The organism is Micromonospora sp. DT228, from assembly GCF_049841595.1.
Lineage (GTDB): Bacteria > Actinomycetota > Actinomycetes > Mycobacteriales > Micromonosporaceae > Micromonospora.
In genome coordinates this window covers 208704-228426 of the sequence record NZ_JBNCKO010000002.1, presented here as the reverse complement: position 1 = coordinate 228426, position 19723 = coordinate 208704, and the positions used below count along the sequence as shown (strand labels likewise).

Annotated in this window: 25 protein-coding genes; 13 read left to right on the top strand and 12 right to left on the bottom strand. The window is 70.3% G+C overall.

Annotated elements, in window-relative coordinates:
- Nucleotides 1-7: 7 nt before the first annotated feature.
- The 3 genes from ACLQ29_RS04315 to ACLQ29_RS04305 form a co-directional block, all read right to left on the bottom strand.
- Entirely contained in the window at nucleotides 8-1198 is a 1191-nt protein-coding gene (locus ACLQ29_RS04315) for a helix-turn-helix domain-containing protein (protein WP_425770307.1), read from the bottom strand.
- Nucleotides 1188-1355, bottom strand: a complete 168-nt coding sequence (locus ACLQ29_RS04310; RefSeq protein ID WP_425770306.1) for a hypothetical protein — start codon at nucleotides 1353-1355, stop codon at nucleotides 1188-1190. Before ACLQ29_RS04310 ends, ACLQ29_RS04315 begins: the two co-directional genes overlap by 11 nt.
- Before the next feature lie 173 nt (nucleotides 1356-1528).
- The gene (locus ACLQ29_RS04305) at nucleotides 1529-2677 is read right to left on the bottom strand and encodes a helix-turn-helix domain-containing protein (RefSeq protein ID WP_425770753.1); all 1149 of its coding nucleotides are present in this window, start codon (nucleotides 2675-2677) and stop codon (nucleotides 1529-1531) included.
- Nucleotides 2678-2823: 146 nt separating this feature from the next.
- Between ACLQ29_RS04305 and ACLQ29_RS04300 the strand changes: the two genes are divergently transcribed.
- Nucleotides 2824-3630, top strand: a complete 807-nt coding sequence (locus tag ACLQ29_RS04300) for a hypothetical protein (RefSeq protein ID WP_425770305.1) — start codon at nucleotides 2824-2826, stop codon at nucleotides 3628-3630.
- Between the two features lie 14 nt (nucleotides 3631-3644).
- On the opposite strand, the gene ACLQ29_RS04295 is transcribed toward ACLQ29_RS04300, so the two are convergent.
- A complete protein-coding gene (locus ACLQ29_RS04295; RefSeq protein WP_425770304.1) occupies nucleotides 3645-4025 on the bottom strand; it encodes a hypothetical protein in 381 nt (126 codons plus the stop codon).
- Between the two features lie 86 nt (nucleotides 4026-4111).
- A complete protein-coding gene (locus tag ACLQ29_RS04290; RefSeq protein WP_425770303.1) occupies nucleotides 4112-4882 on the bottom strand; it encodes a class I SAM-dependent methyltransferase in 771 nt (256 codons plus the stop codon).
- A gap of 84 nt (nucleotides 4883-4966) precedes the next feature.
- On the opposite strand from ACLQ29_RS04290, the gene ACLQ29_RS04285 reads away from it, so the two are divergent.
- On the top strand, nucleotides 4967-5629 hold the full coding sequence (locus ACLQ29_RS04285; protein WP_425770302.1) for a phosphotransferase: 663 nt from the start codon (nucleotides 4967-4969) through the stop codon (nucleotides 5627-5629).
- Nucleotides 5626-6081: a hypothetical protein gene (locus tag ACLQ29_RS04280; protein ID WP_425770301.1), complete on the top strand. Its 456-nt coding sequence runs from the start codon at nucleotides 5626-5628 to the stop codon at nucleotides 6079-6081. Before ACLQ29_RS04285 ends, ACLQ29_RS04280 begins: the two co-directional genes overlap by 4 nt.
- 22 nt (nucleotides 6082-6103) lie before the next feature.
- Here the strand turns inward: ACLQ29_RS04280 and ACLQ29_RS04275 are convergent, their stop codons facing one another.
- Nucleotides 6104-6235, bottom strand: coding sequence for a hypothetical protein (locus tag ACLQ29_RS04275; protein ID WP_425770300.1), 132 nt, complete (start codon nucleotides 6233-6235; stop codon nucleotides 6104-6106).
- Complete coding sequence (locus tag ACLQ29_RS04270) at nucleotides 6232-7140, bottom strand: hypothetical protein (RefSeq protein ID WP_425770299.1); 909 nt, start codon at nucleotides 7138-7140, stop codon at nucleotides 6232-6234. The genes ACLQ29_RS04275 and ACLQ29_RS04270 overlap by 4 nt, the downstream gene beginning before the upstream one ends.
- 144 nt (nucleotides 7141-7284) lie before the next feature.
- Here ACLQ29_RS04270 and ACLQ29_RS04265 point away from each other — a divergent pair, with 144 nt between their 5' ends.
- Entirely contained in the window at nucleotides 7285-8469 is a 1185-nt protein-coding gene (locus ACLQ29_RS04265) for a sensor histidine kinase (protein WP_425770298.1), read from the top strand.
- Entirely contained in the window at nucleotides 8453-9112 is a 660-nt protein-coding gene (locus ACLQ29_RS04260) for a response regulator (RefSeq protein WP_425770297.1), read from the top strand. Before ACLQ29_RS04265 ends, ACLQ29_RS04260 begins: the two co-directional genes overlap by 17 nt.
- A 246-nt stretch (nucleotides 9113-9358) precedes the next feature.
- Here ACLQ29_RS04260 and ACLQ29_RS04255 read toward each other — a convergent pair whose 3' ends face one another.
- Complete coding sequence (locus tag ACLQ29_RS04255; RefSeq protein ID WP_425770296.1) at nucleotides 9359-9583, bottom strand: hypothetical protein; 225 nt, start codon at nucleotides 9581-9583, stop codon at nucleotides 9359-9361.
- Nucleotides 9584-9830: 247 nt separating this feature from the next.
- Here ACLQ29_RS04255 and ACLQ29_RS04250 point away from each other — a divergent pair, with 247 nt between their 5' ends.
- A complete protein-coding gene (locus ACLQ29_RS04250) occupies nucleotides 9831-10139 on the top strand; it encodes a hypothetical protein (RefSeq protein ID WP_425758934.1) in 309 nt (102 codons plus the stop codon).
- Nucleotides 10140-10214: 75 nt separating this feature from the next.
- Here the strand turns inward: ACLQ29_RS04250 and ACLQ29_RS04245 are convergent, their stop codons facing one another.
- The gene (locus ACLQ29_RS04245) at nucleotides 10215-10466 is read right to left on the bottom strand and encodes a transposase (RefSeq protein WP_425770295.1); all 252 of its coding nucleotides are present in this window, start codon (nucleotides 10464-10466) and stop codon (nucleotides 10215-10217) included.
- 421 nt (nucleotides 10467-10887) lie between these two features.
- Between ACLQ29_RS04245 and ACLQ29_RS04240 the strand changes: the two genes are divergently transcribed.
- The gene (locus tag ACLQ29_RS04240) at nucleotides 10888-11463 is read left to right on the top strand and encodes an SLATT domain-containing protein (RefSeq protein WP_425770294.1); all 576 of its coding nucleotides are present in this window, start codon (nucleotides 10888-10890) and stop codon (nucleotides 11461-11463) included.
- A 103-nt stretch (nucleotides 11464-11566) separates the two neighbouring features.
- On the opposite strand, the gene ychF is transcribed toward ACLQ29_RS04240, so the two are convergent.
- Nucleotides 11567-12652: a redox-regulated ATPase YchF gene (gene ychF, locus ACLQ29_RS04235; protein ID WP_425770293.1), complete on the bottom strand. Its 1086-nt coding sequence runs from the start codon at nucleotides 12650-12652 to the stop codon at nucleotides 11567-11569.
- 96 nt (nucleotides 12653-12748) lie between these two features.
- Between ychF and ACLQ29_RS04230 the strand changes: the two genes are divergently transcribed.
- Nucleotides 12749-13345, top strand: a complete 597-nt coding sequence (locus ACLQ29_RS04230) for an exonuclease (RefSeq protein WP_425770292.1) — start codon at nucleotides 12749-12751, stop codon at nucleotides 13343-13345.
- Between the two features lie 36 nt (nucleotides 13346-13381).
- On the opposite strand, the gene ACLQ29_RS04225 is transcribed toward ACLQ29_RS04230, so the two are convergent.
- Both ACLQ29_RS04225 and ACLQ29_RS04220 read right to left on the bottom strand, forming a co-directional pair.
- Nucleotides 13382-14116: a Type 1 glutamine amidotransferase-like domain-containing protein gene (locus ACLQ29_RS04225; protein ID WP_425770291.1), complete on the bottom strand. Its 735-nt coding sequence runs from the start codon at nucleotides 14114-14116 to the stop codon at nucleotides 13382-13384.
- A gap of 91 nt (nucleotides 14117-14207) precedes the next feature.
- Nucleotides 14208-14744, bottom strand: coding sequence for a hypothetical protein (locus tag ACLQ29_RS04220; protein ID WP_425770290.1), 537 nt, complete (start codon nucleotides 14742-14744; stop codon nucleotides 14208-14210).
- A gap of 140 nt (nucleotides 14745-14884) precedes the next feature.
- On the opposite strand from ACLQ29_RS04220, the gene ACLQ29_RS04215 reads away from it, so the two are divergent.
- From ACLQ29_RS04215 to ACLQ29_RS04195, 5 genes are all read left to right on the top strand, one after another.
- Entirely contained in the window at nucleotides 14885-15394 is a 510-nt protein-coding gene (locus ACLQ29_RS04215) for a SigE family RNA polymerase sigma factor (RefSeq protein WP_425770289.1), read from the top strand.
- Nucleotides 15391-15813 (top strand): hypothetical protein, encoded by a 423-nt coding sequence (locus ACLQ29_RS04210; protein WP_425770288.1) that lies wholly within the window; start codon nucleotides 15391-15393, stop codon nucleotides 15811-15813. The genes ACLQ29_RS04215 and ACLQ29_RS04210 overlap by 4 nt, the downstream gene beginning before the upstream one ends.
- A gap of 363 nt (nucleotides 15814-16176) precedes the next feature.
- The gene (locus tag ACLQ29_RS04205; RefSeq protein WP_425770287.1) at nucleotides 16177-17610 is read left to right on the top strand and encodes an FAD-binding oxidoreductase; all 1434 of its coding nucleotides are present in this window, start codon (nucleotides 16177-16179) and stop codon (nucleotides 17608-17610) included.
- 79 nt (nucleotides 17611-17689) lie between these two features.
- Nucleotides 17690-19216, top strand: coding sequence for a DNA-3-methyladenine glycosylase 2 family protein (locus tag ACLQ29_RS04200; protein ID WP_425770286.1), 1527 nt, complete (start codon nucleotides 17690-17692; stop codon nucleotides 19214-19216).
- Nucleotides 19213-19722 (top strand): methylated-DNA--[protein]-cysteine S-methyltransferase, encoded by a 510-nt coding sequence (locus tag ACLQ29_RS04195; RefSeq protein ID WP_425770285.1) that lies wholly within the window; start codon nucleotides 19213-19215, stop codon nucleotides 19720-19722. Before ACLQ29_RS04200 ends, ACLQ29_RS04195 begins: the two co-directional genes overlap by 4 nt.
- Nucleotide 19723: the final 1 nt, after the last annotated feature.

The window sequence follows — 19723 nt, the reverse complement described above, 5'->3', positions numbered from 1 at the left end:
ACGCCGGTCAGACGACTCTGAGGTCACTGGCGAGGTGGGTGATCGTCGTCGGGCAGTCCGGGTCGCGGGCGACCTGTGCGACCACGTCCCGGGCCGCCGGTCGGTGCCGCACCTCGGCGGGCGCGATGCTGTCGGCCCAGACCAGCACCCGGGCCGCGTTGGCGGGGTCGTCGACCAGCAGGTAGGCGCGGGCCGCGTCGAGCAGGTGTGCGGCGCGGTGTTCGGCGGGCAACCACCGCCAGCCGTCCCGCCTGGTCGCCGCCTCGTGCAGTGCCACCGCGTCGTGCCCGTCGACCAGGTCGACGGCAGCAGCGACCCGGGCCAGGTCGACCGCCGTCGGTCCGAAAGCGGTGTGGTGGTGGTCGTGTCCGTCGCCCACCTGAGCAGCCATCTTGGCCGCCTCGTCCAGCAGCTCGACGGCGGCCCGGTCGTCGCCGGACCTCGCCGCCATCAACGCCGCCTGGATCAACAGCGACCCACACAGCGACAGCTCCTGCGGCGCACCGTCACCACAGTCATCAGGAGCGATCCGGTACGCGACGCCCAACAGCACCGACCGCGCCCGCTTTGACGCCCGCAGCACCTGGCCGAGCTGCACCGCTGCCGCGGCCACCAGCACCCGGTCACCGGTCGCGGCGGCCATCGCCCGGTCGGCGGCCAGCCAACCGAGGCTCGCCTCACCCAGCTTCACCAGCACCGACGCCGTCACCCGGTATGCCTCCACCAACGCCGTCCGGCCAGCCGCCGGATCCTGGACGTGCGCGCGCTGGACATCAACCAGCAGCCTCGGCAACAGGTCGACCACCTGCGGATATCGCGCATGCTGAAAACTGCTCCAGGCATGCCCCACCTGCTGCGCGAGACGATCAGGCGGCATGACGTCGCGACGCGCCGTCGAAGGGCCGAGCGCCATCGCGTACGTCGACAGCGCGGCCCGAATCCGCGCGATGCCCTCGGTCCGCTCGGCCGTGTCGGCTGGTTGGGCAGCACGCCCGAGCAGCGCTGCGGCGTCGACCCGCAGGACCGTGGCGATGTCCCGGATCGTCGAGATCCGCTCCAGCGACCGGACCCCGCGCTCGACCTTGTCCACCCAGCTCTTCGACTTGCCGAGCCGGTCGGCGAAGGTCTGCTGCGACAGTCTCCGCCGGACGCGCAGGTAGGCGACCCGCCGCCCGATCGGCAGGTGGTCACCGCTCACGACTCCACCGCCGATCCGGCACCGCCCGAGTTGTCTCCTCGACCGGTATCCGCTCCGCCTCGGCCTGGGCGAGGAGTCTCTCCTTCGCCGCCTCCCGCTCGGCCGCCTCGGCCTGCTCACCCTGGCTGGACCCTGGGTCACGCCGCGTACCGTCCACCTGCACCCCCTCTCTCTGGGGCGCGGCGGGTGTGGTCCCAACAGGAGCACGACCGCCGCGCCGGACTCGGGGCGCGCAGTGGCTGCCGTGCGAAGCAGCCCGCGTCCCTGTGATGGAGACGCTACGGACAGTACGGACGATGACTGGAACGCTTACGCACCACTACTAGCCTGCTACTGGACGGTCAGGCTCATTCGTTCGCAGAGGCCCCGCAACTCCGGGGAGGCCCCCCTCTTGCGCAGTAGCGCCCGCGCGGTCTCCCGCGCCGCCGCTGACGATCGGGCATGTTGCGGACCGACCCGCTCGGCGGTGAGCAGCATCCGCACCGCATCCCGATCCCGACCCACCGCCTCGGCGGCCCGGCCCATGTCGAGCCAGAAATACACCTGCCGCACCGCTGGCAGCCCCGTCAGTTCGACACTCGCCGCCGTCTCCAACGCCGCTTCGGGGCGGCCCGTGTCGAGTTCGAAGGCCATCCGCCACAGCGCCACATTCCGTGGCCCCCAGGCGAGATCCCAGCTCTCGGTCTCACCGGTACGCGTGGCGATCCGCGCGGCCTCGGTGAGATGCCCCTCGGCGCTTGCGTGGTCGCGTAGGCCGGCGAGGTGAAGCGCCCGCGCCAGGTGCAGGAAGCCGAGTACGTCCAAAGCGCCGCCCCTCGCGCTGCCCGCCAGGTCGGCGGCGGCCACGTCACAGAGCGTTCGCGCCGGCCCGAAGGCCCCGGAGTACGCGGATACCCGGGCGCGGTTGGCAGCCGCAACGCCAGCGGCCACCGCATCATCGAGCAGACCCGCGGCCTGCGCGCAGCGCTCCGCAGCCAGCCACGCGTGAGCAGGGAAGCTGACGTTCAGGAGTGAACCCATCGCCACGCCATATACCGGCACCATCTCGGTGAGCGCTGCATGCCGATCGGTGAGACCGTGCATTGCCGGCACCAGATCGACCAGCCGGCGCAGGGCACCCGCATAGTCACACCGCCCGTACAGGCCACGCACGAGAGCCGCCTCACGCTGCACCTGCTCGGTCGTCGCGGCGGTGTCGCCACGGCCGGTCATCGGCGTGTCCATCATGATCCGCCACACCCGCTCCGCGTCGATGCGCGCGGCATCGAGCTGCCGATCAGCGGGCGTGTACGCCTGCCCGGTCAGATCGGCCACCGAGCATTCGAGAGCGGCGGCCAAGTCCACCACCATGTACCGGTCGGTGCGCTGCTGCCCGCGCTCGATCCGTGACCAGGACGTGTGCGAGATACCGGCGCGGCTCGCGGCATATCGCACGCTCCAGCCACGCAATTCGCGGCGAGCACGAATGCGATCACCGATCGACGGATCGTCAGGTATCGGGCGGCGGGGCATCAGCGGTACTCCCAGGTGGTGAACTGCTGGCACTTTGGACGCTACACCGAAGAAACCTCCTCGTCAGTGACCGCGCGACTACCTTTCAAATGGTCGCTGGCAGAGTGACCCCCATGGCCGGAAGAGGGTTGACCATCGACGGATCGATCGCGCGGGAAGGTGCGCTGAGTCGGGTCCCACGCGCGTTCGGCGGTGTTGTCGACGCGGCGCGCACCCGGATAGTCGAGGCTTTCGGCGACGGTCGGATGCACAGCGCCTACCTCTACGGCAGCATCCCGCGTGGCACCGCCGTACCCGGAGTCTCCGATCTTGATCTGTTGCTCGCCCTGCACGCCGAGCCGACCGAGGCCGACCGGCGGGATGCCACGCGGATCGAACATGCCCTCGACAAGTCCTTCGAGGAGATCGACGGCGTGGGCATCCTGCTGTTCAGCGTACGCACACTGCTCAGCGAGCGTGAGCGCCACGATCTCGGGTTCTTCGTCGCCTGCCTGTGCACTCCCCTGCTGGGCGACGACCTCGCCGACCAACTCCCCCGCTACCGGCCCACTCCTTTGCTCGCCCGCGAGACGAACGGCGACCTGTCACTCGCGCTTCCGGGCTGGCGTCGACAGGCGGACGAGGCGAGCACCGACAAGCACCGCAGGGGCCTCTGCCGGCTCGTCGCCCGTCGCATCGTCCGGACGGGATTCACCCTGGTCATGCCTCGCTGGGAAGGCTGGACAAGCGACCTCGTCGAGTCCGCCGAGGCGTTCGGTCTCTACTATCCCGAGCGCGCCGAGCAGATGCGCGCCGCTGCCGAGCGCGGGCGCACGCCCTCGGCGGATCCGGCGGTACTACGCCACCTCATCGAGGACCTGGGGCCATGGCTCGCGGCGGAGTACGCGGCCGTCCATGGTGAGAAGGCGCTTCGTCCCTGACGATGCGCCATGCCCTATCGAAAGTCCGCGCCGCTCATGACCCGGCAGCCGAACAGGTCGCCGAGAACAGCCCGCTGGTGGTCGGTCAGGGGGTTCACGAAGACCGCGACGTCGACCCCACCCTGCTGGCAGGCATCGGCGACCTCACGGGCTTTGCCCGGGCTGAGCAGAGTGCGTCGCGAGAACGGAGCCGCCATCTTGTCCACCCCGCCGGAGGAGACGCCCCGCCGCTGAACGTGCCGACTCGCCACGTGACCGCCGTGGATTTCCACAATGGTGGCCAGCAGATCGAGCTTGTGGGTGAACTCGTTGTCCTTCGCGGAGAACAGGCCCACAAGCGTCACGTCGGCGCCCGCCAGCACAGCGTACGGAGTCCCGGCCCTGCGTCGGCTCATCGGGCAATGATGCCAAGCGGGCAGCCCGGACGGACAGGGTCGACCTTCGCGAGATGGAGCGGTAGCTCAGCGTCAGTCGATGGCGGTCACCTACGCTGGACGCGCAGCACGCCGGTCAACATCGGCAGGGTGAACTCACCCTCAGCGGTCTCGGACCTTTTCCCAAGGAAAGCGCGAATCCGGCCGAGGGTGGCGTCCCGCTCCTTTTCCGCCATGACCAGCATCCCCGCCCGGGTCGCGAGTGTCGCGACGAGGGAGTCGGCGGTCCGGCGCTGCCCGTGCGGAAACTCGGCCTGCTCCGGCGAGCCGAACCGGGTGTCCAGGCCAGCGCGCGCGACGAACATGTCAGCAGTCGCCGCGCGCCAACTGCTCAGCGTGTCGCGGGGACCGATGGCCGCACTTCCGCTGACTCGTTCGAGTGCGGAGACCCAGTCGATCCGGTCGTCCATGACGTTCCACAGCCCAGCCAGAATGCCACCGGGCGCGAGGACCCTGGCAATTTCCGCCCCCGCGACGGCCAGGTCGAACCAGTGCAGGGCGTTGCCAGCCAGGACAGCGTCGACGGATGCGTCCGGCAACGGAATCGACTCCGCGCTACCCGGCAGGGCACGGACGGTCGGCAGCGCACGGCGTAGCTCGGTGAGCATCGCCGGGTCGGGTTCGACCGCGACGACGTCCGTACCCCGCTCGACAAGCGTGGCGGACAGCTTGCCGGTGCCGGCACCAAGGTCGAGCACCCGTGGGCCGGGCGCGGGTTCAAGCGCCCAGCGCACGGCCGCCTGCGCGTAATCCGGGCGGTGCTCGGCGTACGCGGTCGCCGCCGCGCCGAACGATGATCGCAACAGTTCGTCGTCCATGTAGTGACCATAGGCGGCTGCCAGGCGAGCCGACCCTTGTCGGAGGCTTCGGCGGCGGATGACTGCCCCGGTTACCGTCGGGGCGTGGTGGATCCGGTTCCGCTGGCGTCGGGGCGAGACGCCGACGTGTTCGCCATCGACGACCGGCGCGTCCTGCGCCGTTACCGCGAGGGTGGAGACGTGGCCGCCGAGGCGGCCGTCATGGCGTACGTGGGAAGTCTGGGTTTTCCGGTGCCCACCGTGTACGAGGCGCGCGGCGCTGATCTCGTCATGGAACGCCTGGACGGGCGCACCATGCTGGCGGCGCTCGTCGCGGGTGAACTCGACGCCCTGGCGGCGGCCGACTGTCTGGCGGGCCTGCATCGCCGACTCCACGCGTTGCCGCCCCGGCTCGGCGCACCCGACGATGCCCGGATCCTGCACCTCGACCTGCACCCGGACAACGTCATGCTGACGTCGCGGGGGCCGGTCCTCATTGACTGGCGCAACGCCGCCGAGGGACCGGCAGACCTCGATGTCGCGCTGTCCGCCGTGATCCTCGCCCAGGTGGCCGTCGATGGCGAGCACCCCCTGGCGGCACCGGCCGCAACGCTGTTGGATGCCTTCCTGGACCGCGTCGGCGGCGGCCTGCTGAGCGTGCTGGGCGATGCCCTGACGGTACGGCGGAACGATCCGGCGCTCACCACCACTGAGCGGGAGTGGCTCGACGCCGCTGCCGACCTCATCAGCGGGCGGTTCCCAGCGTGAACGACAGGTGGCAGATCAACGGGCTACCGCTGCCCGACCCGCTGATCGACCTGATCGAGTCCGGCCGCTGGCGACACCCCGGCGACGAGGTGCTCCGCCACCTGATCCCCTGGCTCGACGACCCGCTGGACTTCATGACCACCATCGACGAGTTGCGTCTCCAGAACCGTCTCACCGCCCAACTGGACAGCGACACGATGGGGTTCTTCCACATCGGCCGCGGCAGCGCGGGCCGCCCGGTCGTCATGCCGTGGCTCGACCTGGACCAGGCCGTCTTCATCGCCGTATGCCGCTACGCCGGCGACGACATCTCGATCGCGCTGGACTATCGCACCAACCCGTCCGACCCCCGCGTACTGGCCACCGCCGTCATCCCCGCCGCACGCCACTGCTCCTGGCGGCAGGTCACGCCGACGTTCACCCAGTTCGTCGACGCCCTGCACCTGCGCTGACGGTGAGCATGGCGGGGTCGATTCAGGTGAGGTCGCGACGCCGTCCGACGAGCATGGCGACACCCACCGCGCCCGCTGCGTACAGCAGCAGTAGTCCGAATGCCACCGTGCCGCCCAGATGGGCGACTGTCGTGACGAGAACGACCCGGGTCATCGGCGGGAAGGGGCAACGGTGCCGGCGGCGACCGGACGCGCGGCGACAACCGTGGCCGCGGTGTCCGGGGCGGGCAGGCGCCCGTCCGGGCGGCGGCCCCATCGGGTACGCCCGCCGGGCTTGAAGACGGACAGGATCGTCGCGGTCCACAGCAGGGCGGCGAACAGCCCCATGGCGCCGATCAGCAGCATTCCGGTGGTGCCGGTCTCGATCAGGCCGGGTGCGCTGCGGGCCTCCAGTTCCTCGATCCAGGGGCCCTCGAAGCCCGCGAGGAACGGGAGGGCGAGCGCGATGACCAGCTTGGCCAACACCCACCTGTGCCTGAGCAGTCCCCAGGGGGTGCCGAGCGAGACCACGACACCGGTGACGATCGCCAGAAAGGCGCTCGGAATCGCCAGGAAGATGTCGAACCTGCCCAGCAACAGGTAGGCCCCGTGCTGCAACTCGTGGCTGTCGGCCGTCGCCCCGGTGACCGCCAGCAGCAGCATCCCCGTCGAGATGCCCAGCCAGCCGACCCCGATGCCGACGTGCAGCGTCAGCCACACCTTCCGCGCCATCCGCCCCAGCCGGGGGAAACGCGGCTTCAGGCCGACCACGATCGCCGAGGACAGCGCCATACCGAGCCACGGGGTGTCGTGGGCGAGCAGGAACAGGAACTGCGCCGGCACGAAGAGCAGGTGGAAGACGATGAGCACCTGCCGGGTGCGGGCGGCGGGCGCGGGGTGTCCGAGCGCGAGCCAGCCACCGAACGACAGCACAGCGGCAAGCGCGTAGCCGTACGTGCCGGCGGTCGTGAAGAGCGGGTTCGGCGGGTCGGGACGCAGCGCGATCAAGGTACCCGCGGTCACGGCGAAGACACCGAAGACGAGCTGCATCAGTCGCGGATTGGGACGTGGTCTGGCCATGCACCCACCCTCGCCGGGGCGGGCCGCTCGGTGCGTCGGCGGATCCGATAGAACGGATCAGTCCATCGGCGATGATCAACGGGGGTGGCGTACAACTTTCGACCGACGCCTGCGCCCGTCGGTCGGCCCTACGCTGGCACCATCATGACGTCGCGTCTCCTGGACCAGGTGGTGCGCTGGTTCCGCCACCGCCCGGTGATCGACGCGGTGGTGGCGTTCGCCATGGCGGTGTTCGTGGCGACCGGGGAGTTCGGGGTGGACTTCTTCGGCCCCACCATCGCCGGCTTCGGCCCCCGCCTTCCCCCGCTCTGGCTCGGCATCCCCCTCGGCCTCGCGGTCGGGCTGCTGACCTGGCGGCGGCGCCAGGCCCCGGCGCTCCTGCTGGCCGGCTCCCTGGCGGCGACCTTCCTCGTGTCGGCCCAGGTGGCGGTCGTGCTCGCGCTCTACACGCTGGCCGAGCGCACCACGGCGTGGCCCAAGGTCGCCGCCAGCGTCCTGGTCTCGGTGGTCCTGATCGGCATCCCGATCTGGCGGTACGCCGGTGCCGACGGGGCGATCCCGGTCACCGTTGCGGTATGCGTGGCGCCGGCGTTGCTCGGCCTCTACGTCGGCACCCGGCGCGAGCTTGTCGAACGCATGCGGGAACGGGCCGAGCGGCTCGAACGCGAGCAGCACCAGCGGGTGGCCCAGGCCCGGAGCGACGAACGGGCCCACATCGCCCGCGACATGCACGACGTCGTCGCCCACCGGGTGGCGCTGATCGTGCTGCAGGCCACCGCACTGGAGTCGGCCAGGGGCGGCGACGCGGTGGCCCGGGGACGACAGATCGGAGCTATTGGGCGGGAGGCGCTCGCCGAACTGCGTGCCCTGGTGGGAATCCTCCGGGGTGATGACGACGCGCCGCTCACCCCGCAGCCCGGCCTGGCCGATCTGGACGCGCTCGTCGAAGATTCCCGCCGGCTCGGCGTACCGGTCACCCTGGAGGTGGAGAACGCGACAGGTGTACGCCTACCGCTGCTCATCGAGCACGCCGCCTACCGCATCGTGCAGGAGTCCCTGACCAACGTGCACAAGCACGCGCCAGGTGCCCGAACCCGGATACGCGTCCGGCAGACACCGCAGTCGCTTCGGGTGACGATCAGCAATGGGCGCGGACGGCCGGCCACCGCCCCGCCCCTGCCCGTCGGCGGCCACGGGCTCCTCGGCCTGGCCGAACGCGTCCACCTGATCGGCGGGAAACTGACCTCCGGCCCCACACCCGACGGGGGATTCAGCCTGGTCGCCGAGGTACCGATCGCACCCGGGAAGGACAATGAGCGCACCGACTAGGACGTTGATCGTCGACGACGAGTGGATGGTGCGCTCGACGCTGCGCACCATCCTCGACGCGGCCCCGGACATCACGGTGGTCGGAGAGGCATCCGACGGGGCCCAGGCGGTCGAACTCGCCCGGACGCTCCGGCCCGACGTCGTCCTCATGGACATCCGCATGCCGCGGACCGACGGGCTCACCGCGACCGAGCAGATCACCCGACTCGACCGGCCGCCACACGTCGTCGTGCTCACCACGTTCGACCTCGACGAGTACGTGCACACGGCGCTTCGCCACGGCGCCGTCGGCTTCCTGCTGAAGGACGCCTCCGCCGAAGACATGATCAACGCGGTACGGAGCGCAGCGCGCGGTGACGCGATGATCTCCCCGCGGGTGACCCGCAGACTGCTTCGGCAGTTCTCCGGTCCGACACCCGACCGACGCAACAACGCCGAACAACGACTCACGGTGCTCACCGAACGAGAGCGAGAAGTCCTGATCGCCGTCGGCGGCGGCCTGTCCAACACCGCGATCGCGGCCAAGCTCTACATGAGCGAGGCGACGGTGAAGACGCACATCAGCCGGATTCTGGCGAAGCTGGGCCTGACCAACCGCGTCCAGGCGGCGATTCTCGCCCACCAGGCCGGAGTGCTCGACTGAGTACGCGCAGCACTCTCGGACACCGCCGAAGAGCAGCACGTGGCGTCGCAGAGCCTGACCCAACCACCCGGCCTGCGGAAACAGACTGGATTCAGACGTTGAAGCGGAACTAAGAGCCGCGATTCCCTTACCAGCGGCGACACCGTCCGGCACCTGATCACACGGCGTCTTGGGCTCTCAGCGTTGTTCGTTAGTTGACGACGTTTCACGGTGCCTTGTGCCCCGTGTGTGCCCCAGAGCCCGGCGCTACCGCTTCCGACGCCATTCGAGGCGACCTCGATGCGCCGCCGCAACCGGGACGTCCCCTCGCTGGACGTACAGCACCTCGTCCTCAACCCACCAGACGTCGCCAACGCGAAGAAAGACCGGCAACTCCAACGTCAGGGCAAGAAGACAGCCGCCGGAACTGCCGGGCAGCCCTTCCAGGTCATCCACCAGTTCCATCCGGCCGGCGGTCACGGGCTCGGTCATCACGTCACCATCTTGCCGGTGTTTGGGCGGGCCGCGACGACTCCTTGACCCCCAGGCAACCAACACACACGCCTGACCTGCTCTGCTGCGGTATGAGACCTGCAAGAAACGTCCTTCGGCGGCCACGTCCGTCCGCAGAAGTCCGCCCCTGTCGTCACTCGGTCAGTCACCCACCCCGATAGCTGTCCGCGTCGACAACTATGCTCAGATCAAGTTATGCCAGGGGCCTGGGGGCGAGGGAACGGCAATGATGATCGTGGTCTTTGACGATGACCGAGAGTGGTACATCCAGGGCCGCGTCTTCGAAGACATTGTCAATTCAGTGCCCGCCGGGATGCTCCAGGACGATGATCTGCTTTTGCACCTGCGGCCCGCCCGAGCGATGGGTCTGCTAGACCTGCGCCGCAGGGAACCAGATCGAGCCGAGCGTATCGTCGCCGCTCTCACCGAGGGCGTCATCGAACGCATGCGGAAGATCGACCAAAGCGATAATACACTTGTCGAGTTTTACAAAGGTCTGTTGAAGATCGTTGCCAGGCGAGATGCAAACGACTGACGGCAGAACCTACGTCCCATCCCGAGGCTCTTAACTCAGGTCCGGACACTCGGGGTTGCTACAGAGGTTGAAAGGTCAGCGTTCGGGCTGTCTCGGTGGTTCGGGTCCGAGGGTCATGCCGGTGCTGGCGAGGAAGCCGGCGAGGAGATCGGTCTGTTGCTGACACGCGCGTAGCCGACGTTTGACCAGTTGCGCGAGGTGGTCGACACCCCGGGCGGCGGTGTTGGTCAGGCCGCGTTTCATCCAGCGCCAGACGCCTTCGGTGGGGTTGAGGTCCGGAGCGTAGGCGGGTAACCGGATCACGGTCACCCAGTACGCGCTAGCCACGCCTGCCGGATCACCCGTCTATCGACTCCCGCCGGATCTCGTCCTCGATGGCATCTACACCTCAGAGGACCCGCGCTTCGATACGGCTGCCCCAGACCTGTGTGCCTTCCTCGACCGCTTGCTCCAGGCCGTGAAGACGTTCGCCGCAGCGAGTACGCCGCCGAGCTTGTGATCGATCATCTAGCCCAAGCGTGAAGCACTGGTGGGACCAGGCACACGCCGGCAGCTGGCTGCCCTGCGCCGGGTCCGGGTTGACACCACGGTCGTTGAGGGGGCCACTTCATGATCGCCACGGCGACGCGATTCAGCGGCTTGGACAGGACGCTCGTCCTCGTGACCCCGGCATGACCTTCTGTTTCTCGACTGTCAGGTATCCGGCAGCCAACCCATCTGAACGCCCGGCATCCTCCTGAATTGCAGGATGACCCAGCAACGCGAGCATGGCAATGAACAGACGGCGGCTTCCAAGATGGTGGTTTCCGAGCAAGGGCTACTGGCCCTGGCTGGCCGCCGGACGGCCTTACCCTTAACGGAGGCTCTTACAACCTTCCGAGAGCTGGTTTCCGCCGACATGGAATGGGCGGATTCTCGAAAGACGCGTTTTCGCCGTCGTTCAACCTGGTCCAAGGGGCTATCACTCGGGTTGACCGCCTTGTCGACGGTGGTCCTAGGAATCCCGCAAATCCCGTTCAATGCATCGATTGCGTTGCCGATGGTCGCAGTGGTAACGCTGCTGGGATCACTGGAATTGTTTCATAATTGGCGGTCGCGGTGGATTTTGATGGAAGAGACGCGCTACCGCCTCAACCGCCTGCGCGACGAAATCGACTACCTGCTCGTAGCTAATCCACCGGACGGGATAACCCGTGAGCACATAGATCGGTTTTTTGCCGATCAGCAACAGATCTGGGCGGACGTCAGCCGACAGTGGGTGGACTTTAGACGGCAGGGCGACGCCCAACAGCCTGGCCCGATTTCCCAAGCTACTGCCGGTTAGCGTCTCGGTGCCGCAGACGGGCACGGCGGGCGACGGCCGGACCCGTACGACGGTTAGAGGAGGCGATTCCCGTCAACCTCAATCCGAGACCAGGAGGCCGGATTCAGACGTTGAAGCGGAACTCCACCACGTCGCCGTCCTGCATGACGTACTCCTTGCCCTCGATGCGGACCCTGCCCGCCGCCTTGGCCGCCGCCATCGAACCGTGCTCGACCAGGTCGTGGTAGGAGACCACCTCGGCCTTGATGAAGCCGCGCTGGAAGTCGCTGTGGATGACACCCGCGGCCTCCGGCGCGGTCGCGCCGACCGGGACGGTCCAGGCGCGTGCTTCCTTGGGGCCGGCCGTGAGGTACGTCTGCAGGCCGAGCGTGCGGAAGCCGACCCGGACGAGCTGGTTGAGGCCGGGCTCGTTCTGCCCGATCGACTCCAGCAGCTCGCGGGCCTCGTCCTCGGGGAGGTCCACCAGCTCGGATTCGATCTTCGCGTCCATGAAGACGGCCTCGGCGGGGGCCACCAGGGCCCGCAGCTCGTCGAGGAACGCCTCGTTGGCCAGCTCGGCCTCGTCGACGTTGAAGACGTACAGGAAGGGCTTGGTGGTGAGCAGGTGCAGCTCGCGCAGGTGCTCCAGCTCGATCTTGGCGGCGGCGGCCCCGGAGTAGAGGGTGGTGCCGCCGTCGAGCACCTCGATCGCGGCCTTCGCGGCGGCGACCGCGGCGAGCCGGTCCTTGCGGAGCTTGGCTTCCTTCTCCAACCGGGGCAGCGCCTTGTCCAGGGTCTGCAGGTCGGCGAGGATCAGCTCGGTGTTGATCGTCTCGATGTCGTCGGCCGGGGAGATCTTGCCGTCGACGTGCACCACGTTGGGGTCGGAGAAGGCCCGGACCACCTGGCAGATCGCCGAGGCGTCGCGGATGTTCGCCAGGAAGGCGTTGCCCCGACCCTGCCCCTTCGACGCGCCACGGACCAGGCCGGCGATGTCGACGAACGACACCGGAGCAGGCAGCACCTTCTGCGAGGAGAAGATCTCGGCCAGCTTTCCCAGCCGCTCGTCAGGAAGCCCGACCACACCGACGTTGGGCTCGATGGTGGCGAACGGATAGTTCGCCGCCAGCACGTCGTTCTTGGTCAACGCGTTGAACAGCGTGCTCTTGCCGACGTTGGGCAGGCCGACGATGCCGATGGAAAGACTCACGACCAGCCAGCTTACGCGGCGCGCGGTTTATCTCGCGACGGGACCCGGCAAGCGTTGTTACCCTGCCGAACTCGATGTCTCGCTGCGGGAGGTGGGATGACCTCGACGTTGCCCGAGCTGTACATCGCCGTCGATGTGGAGGCGGACGGGCCGATCCCCGGGCCGTACAGCATGATCTCGCTGGGTATGGCCGTGGCCGGCCACCCGGACCTGTCCTTCTACACCGAGCTGCGCCCCATCTCCGACGACTACGTGCCGGCGGCACTTGCCGTCTCCGGCCTGGCCCGGGACCGCCTGGTGCGGGAGGCGCCAACCGCGCAGGAGGCGATGTCCGCGGCGGCGGCCTGGGTCAACGGGCTGCGCCGGATCGGCCGCCCGGTCTTCCTCGCCGCCCCCGCCGTCTGGGACGGCATGTTCGTGCACTGGTACTTCGTCCGCTTCGTCGGCCACAGCCCGTTCGGTGCCACCGGCTCGGGCGTCGACCTCCGCAGCTACTGGATGGGGCTGACCGGCAGCGAGTGGGTCCAGACTCACAAGGGCAAGATCAAGCACGAGCTGGGCCTGCACGACGTGCCGCACACCCACCACGCCGGGGAGGACGCCGCCGAACTGGCGCAGGTCTTCGACGCGGTGCTCCGCCGCCGCCAATCTGGCGTGGTCGGCCCGCGCCGCGGCGATGGCGAGCAGGCGTGACCGACCCCGGCGAGCAGGCGTGACCGACCCCGGCGCTCAGCCGAGCAGGCGCGGGGCGATCACCACCTCCTGGACGGTGCCGTCCGCGCCCCGGCTGACCTCGTACGCCGAGACGCCCTCGCGGTCCGCGATCGCCTCGACCAACTGGGTGCCCCGGTAGACCAGGCCGACCCCGTCGTCGGTGCAGTGGCTGGTCGGCAGCGCCCCGTTGCCGACCAGCTCGTGCATGAGCGGGCGCCGCTGCCCCTCACTGTCGTAGTGCACCCCGTTGCCGTACGGCAGCCAGGCCAGGCCGTCGGTGAAGCCGCGCAGCCGGGGGCCGAAGCTGTCGGTGGCACCGCCGACATGCCAGCAGATCGAGCCTGCGGAGACCCCGGCCAGCACCACGCCGGCCTGCCAGCACTCGCGCAGGATCTCGTCGAGCCCGTGCGCCCGCCAGACGGCGACCAGGTTGGCCACGCTGCCGCCGTCGACCCAGATCACGTCCTGGGCGAGCAGGTGGGCACGGATGTCCTCGATGTTCGGCATCGGAAACAGGGCGAGGTGCGACAGCCGGAACCGGGTCTTGGCGAACGCGCCGTAGACGGCGCTCAACACGACGGGATGGTCCCCGATGGCCTGGCCGAGGTAGCAGACCCGCGGCTGCGAACCCGCCTCGGCCAGCTCGGCCGCCAGCTCGAAGACCGGGCTGGGGCGCAGGTCGGTCGGGCCCCGGTTGCCCCGGAAGAAGCCCATGCTGGTGGCGAGGATGGTCGGTGTGCTGGCGGGCATCGGGCGTCCTTCCGTCGGGGGTGCGGCGTCCATCCTGCCGCAGCCGGCTGACGGCACACCGTCAACCCGGCGCGGGCGGTCACCGACGCGGTCAGTTGCCGTGGCGCTGTCGGGGCACCCGTACCTCGGGCCGGAGGCCCGGGGGCAGCTCGTCGAGCGGACGGTCGGCCGGGGGCAGCTCGTCGAGCGGACGGTCGGCCGGGGGCAGTTGGGCCGCGGCGGCGCGGGGCAGGGTGAACCGGTCCGCGGCGGCCGGGCCGGCAGAGATCGACTCGCGCAGCATCCAGCGCACCTCGTCGGCCGTCCAGCCCAGCCCTGGCCGGGCGGCTATCTCGCGGACCAACCGCCGGCCGACCCGGGTGTCGTCGTCGTAGAAGCGCATGCACCAGTGGTGCGTCCACATGCCGAGCGCCCGCAGGCCCGCGTCGTCGAGCGAGCCGACCAGCCGACCGCAGGCGGTGTCGGTGAAGGTCTGCTCGGGGTCGGTCGTCCGGTCCCGGTCGATGGCGCCGCGGGCGGCGGGCGCGACGGCCCGCATCCGGCGGTAGAAGGACTGCGCCACCGCGCGGGGCAGTGGTGGGAATGTGTCAGGTGTCGACGCCGCCGCCCAACCCGCCACGCTCGTCATCCGCCGCACCCCTTCTTGAGTTGGTGGCCGGACGCTACCCGGCACGACCGACACTTCCGGGCCGGAGAAACCCGTCGGATCGCGGATAGCGACGATGACCTGGGGCGTCTGTATCTGTGACAACGAAACGGGGGTGGTGGGTGGACGAGGACGAGCGTGCTCGGCTGGCCGAGTTCGTCGGCAGCCGGACGCCGGCGCTGATGCGTGTCGCGTACCTGCTGACCGGCGACCGCAACGCCGCCGAGGACCTGTTCCAGTCGGCACTGGCACGGACCATCCCGAAGTGGGGATCGATCCGGCACGCCGATCCCGAGGGGTACCTCCGCGTGGTGATGTACCGCGAGCAGATCAGCTGGTGGCGACGGCTGCGCCGATGGCGTGAGACGCCGCTCAATCCGGCGGACGAACCGGTCGGCGCCGACCCGAGCGGCGGCTCCGACGTCCGGTTGGCGATGCGCGCCGCGCTGCGCCACCTACCACCGGCACAGCGGGCGGTGGTGGTCCTGCGCTACTACGAGGATCTGCCCGAAGCCCGGGTGGCCGAGCTGCTCGGCTGTTCCGTGGGCACGGTACGCAGCCGTACCCACCGGGCGGTCACGCGTCTGCGCGAACTGCTGCCGGAGGTCGAAATGCTGGAGGCACGGCGATGACCGATCCCTTCGAGCACCTCATCCGCTCCACCCTCACCGACCTCGCCGAGGAGGCACCGATCGTGCATGACCAGTTGAACGGGGCGGAACGGCGGGTGCGCAACAGGCGCCGCGCCACGGTGACGATGGGGGCGGTCGGCACCCTCGCGGCGATCCTCATCGCCGCTCCGCTCGCTCTCGCCTCGACCGGCGCGGACGAGGCGCCACCGGCCGCCCCCAGCCCGGCGGGCCCGGCGGCCGTGCCCGACCCGTCCGCGCCGCCCGTCGCGCCGACGGCCGTACCAAGCCCCGGCGTTAAACAGGACCCGTGGTCGCGGCCGGACGCACCTACTCCGCCCGGCAAACCCGGTGCGCCCGGTTCGCCTACCGCGCCTACCGCGCTTGAAACCTCGGGGGTGCCCGCTCCGCCAGGAGAGTAAGGCGTACCTGCTGCGCCGGGGGTGGCCGGCGCAGCCTGGTGAGCCGTCGTCGTTGAACGCACCCGGTGTGCCGGGCCAGCCGGTGGGCACGCCGGCTGTGTCGCGCTGAGCAGAACCGGTCAGGTCGGCGGCCTTCTCGCCCCGGCCTGACCGGCCCAGCCACGGCCGGCTCGGGCAGCAGCGCCAGGGCGATGAGGCGGGGTAGACCGGAGATATACGTCACGTCCCCGCACCGGTGAGCGCCGCGCCGCCCCCGCGAACGGCGGGCACCGGCCCACCGGGTTGGCCGAGGCCGGTGAGCCCGCCCATCCTTGGGCGCATGACCGATCCCGGACACCCGACGTGCCAGCCGCGGGGGCGACGATGAGCACCACGATGCCCCGGGTGCCCACCTCGCTCACCGGGCAGATCGTCACACCCGGCGACCGCCGGTACGCGCAGCTGCGCTCCACGTACACCACCGCGGCGTCGCCGGCCGCCGTCCTGCTGCCGAAGACCACCGCGCAGGTGATCGACGCGCTGCGCTATGCGCGGGAGCAGCGGCTGCCGATCTCCGTCCGTAGCGGCGGGCACGGCTTCTCCGGGACCTCCTCCAACAACGGTGGCGTGGTCATCGACCTGTCCATGCTCAACCGGGTGCAGGTGCTCGACGAGCGGGCCGGGCTGGTCCGGGTCGAGGCCGGGGCCCGCTGGGCGAACGTCGCGAAGGCGTTGGCGCCGTACGGCCTGGTGATCAGCTCGGGTGACTACGGCGGCGTCGGCGTCGGCGGCCTGACCACCGGCGGCGGTGTGGGCTGGCTGGTCCGCGCCCACGGTCTCACTCTCGACCGAGTCCGCGCGGTCGAGGTGGTGCTCGCCGACGGGACGCTGGTCCGCGCGGACGCCACACACGAACCGGACCTGTTCTGGCTGGTCCGGGGCGCCGGAGCCGGGGCCGGGATCGTGGTGGCCTTCGAGATCGAGGCGGTCGAGCAGCGCAATGTCGGCGTGACGCAACTGGTCGTCGAGGCGCATCCGGACGGGCGCACCATCCGGGAGTGGGTGGCGTACCTCGCGCAGGCCCCACGGGAGTTGTCCGCGGCGGCCGTGGTGTACGCCGAGGGGCGCTCGGCCCTCATGTCCATCACCGCCGTGGTGGCCGCCGAGAGCCTGCGCCGAGCCCGGCCCGTGGTGGAGCCGCTGCTCGCCATCGGCAAGGTGCTCGAACACCGCACCGACCTGCTGCCCTACCCGACCCTGGTGCCGACCGCGCACCTGAGCCCCAACGTCGGGCAGCAGCGCGGCACGACCACGAACGGTCTGTTCACCGGGCTGGACGACGCCGGTGCGCGGGCCGTGCAGCGGGCGGTGACCGGGCCGGGGCGGGCGGTGGTCCAGCTCCGCTCGCTGGGGGGCGCGGTGAACGACGTGGCACCCGACGCGACCGCGTACGCCCACCGCCACCAGGACACGCTTGTCATCGCCTCGGTGTTCCCGCCGCAGGGTGGGGCGGCGTTGGACACCGCCTGGCGGGCCGTCGGGGCGCGGGCCGACGGCGCGTACGTCAACTTCGAGGGCCGACCGGACCCGGCCGCGTTCGCCCGGATCTACCCGGGCGAGACCGGGATCCGGGTACGGCGGCTGTGGAAGCGGTACGACCCGGACGGCGTGTTCCGGTCGGCCCTGCTGACCGGTCAGCCCCACCGCGCCGCCCAGCCCAGCCGATCCGCCCAGCCCAGCCGATCCGCCCAGCCCAGCCGATCCGGCCAGCCCACCTCGGCCGGTCAACCGCATCGACGACGTCGCCGCCCCCGCTGACGGAGGCCCCTGCTCACCGGCACACCAAGGTCCGATTCCCGCCAGCCGATGGCGGGTCGAGCGGGGCATCATCAGTGACATGGAGCTGGACTTCGAGCGGTGTTACCGGGCCGTGGACAGTCGTGACCAGCGGTTTGACGGCTGGTTCTACACCGGCGTGACGTCCACCGGCATCTACTGCCGGCCGTCCTGCCCGGCGATCACCCCCAAGCGGCAGAACGTCCGTTTCTTTCCGTCCGCCGCCGCCGCACAGGGTGTCGGGCTGCGCGCCTGCCGCCGCTGCCGGCCGGACGCCGCGCCGGGCTCACCCCTGTGGGACGTCCGCGCGGACGTGGTCGGCCGGGCGATGCGGCTGATCGCCGACGGCGTGGTCGACCGGGACGGCGTACCCGGGTTGGCGTCCCGTCTGGGCTACACCGAGCGGCACCTGCACCGGATGCTCAGCGCCGAGATGGGCGCCGGGCCGCTCGCGCTGGCCCGCGCCCAGCGGGCACAGACCGCCCGGATCCTGATCGAGACCACCGACCTCGGGATGGCCGAGATCGCGTTCGCCGCCGGCTTCGGTAGCGTCCGGCAGTTCAACGACACGCTCCGCGAGGTGTACGCGAGTGCCCCGTCCGACCTGCGGACGGCGCGCGGCGGTCAGCGGACGCCGGCCGGTGCGGGGACCATCGCGCTGCGGCTGGCGTACCGTCCGCCGCTGCACGCCCAGGCGCTGCTGGACTTCTTCGCGACGCGGGCGCTGCCCGGCGTGGACGAGGTCCGCGACAGGACGTACCACAGGGGTCTGCGGTTGCCCCACGGCACCGGGGAGGTGGCGCTGACCCCGGCGGCCGGGCACGTGGCGGCGACGCTGCGGTTGACCGACCTGCGCGACCTGGCGCCAGCGGTGGCCCGGTGCCGCCGGCTGCTGGACCTGGACGCGGACCCGGCCGCCATCGACGCCACGCTAGCCGCCGACCCGGCGCTAGCCGCCGTAGTCGCCGCCGAACCAGGAATCCGCGTCCCCCGAGCGGTAGACGGCTTCGAAATGGCAGTCCGCGCCATAATCGGCCAACAGATCTCCCTAAAAGCCGCCCAAAAAACGATAACCCGCCTCCTCACCGCCCACGCCCCCGATCACGTCGATCATGAGGTTGACCTGGCGGTTGGAGATCGAACCCCAGGCCAACCTCATGATCAACGGGGCGCAGGGGGCGGGCGACGGGGCGACGCCGGGGACGGGGGGCTGCGGGGGTTCTTGGGCCCGGAGGAGTTGTTGGCGGTGCCGGATTCCGGGTTTGGGATGCCGGTCGGGCGGCGGGAGACCCTTCGGAGGTTGGCTCTCGCTGTTGTTGACGGGTCCCTTGACCTGGGGGCTTCGGTGGATCGGGGGGAGGCCACTCGGGGGTTGCTTGCGCTGCCTGGGGTTGGGCCGTGGACCGCCAACTATCTGGCCATGCGCGCCTTCGGCGACCCGGACATCCTGCTCGGCACCGACCTCGCGGTCCGGCGCGGTGCCACCGCGCTCGGCCTGCCCGACAAACCGACAACCCTCGACGGGTACGCCGACCGATGGCGTCCCTGGCGGTCCTACGCAACGATGAGACTCTGGAGAGCGGCATGAGCATCGACAGCACCGTACTGAGCACGCCGGCCGGCCCGTTGAGCATCCTCGCCGGCCCGGACGGCGACGTACGGGCGGCCGGCTTCACCCCGGACCCGGCGGCGCTGCTGCCCCTGATCCACCCGACCCTGCGGGCGCCGGTGCGTCAACGGGCCGACCTCGGCCCGGTCACCGCGGCGGTCCACTCCTACCTGGACGGTGACCTCGACGCGATCGACGCGGTGCCGGTCCGCCAACGCACCGGCGGGGAGTTCATGGCGCACGCCTGGCAGGTGCTGCGCGAGGTGCCGCCCGGCGCCCCGGTCACCTACACCGGGTACGCCGCGCTGGCCGGTCGGCCACCGGCGGTACGCGCCGCGGCGGCCGCCTGCGCCCGCAACGCGGCGGCACTGTTCGTGCCCTGCCACCGGGTGCTGCGCACCGACGGCACGCTCGGCGGATACCGCTGGGGGCTGGACGTGAAGACGTGGCTTCTCGGTCATGAGCGGCGCCTGACAGCAAGCTGAC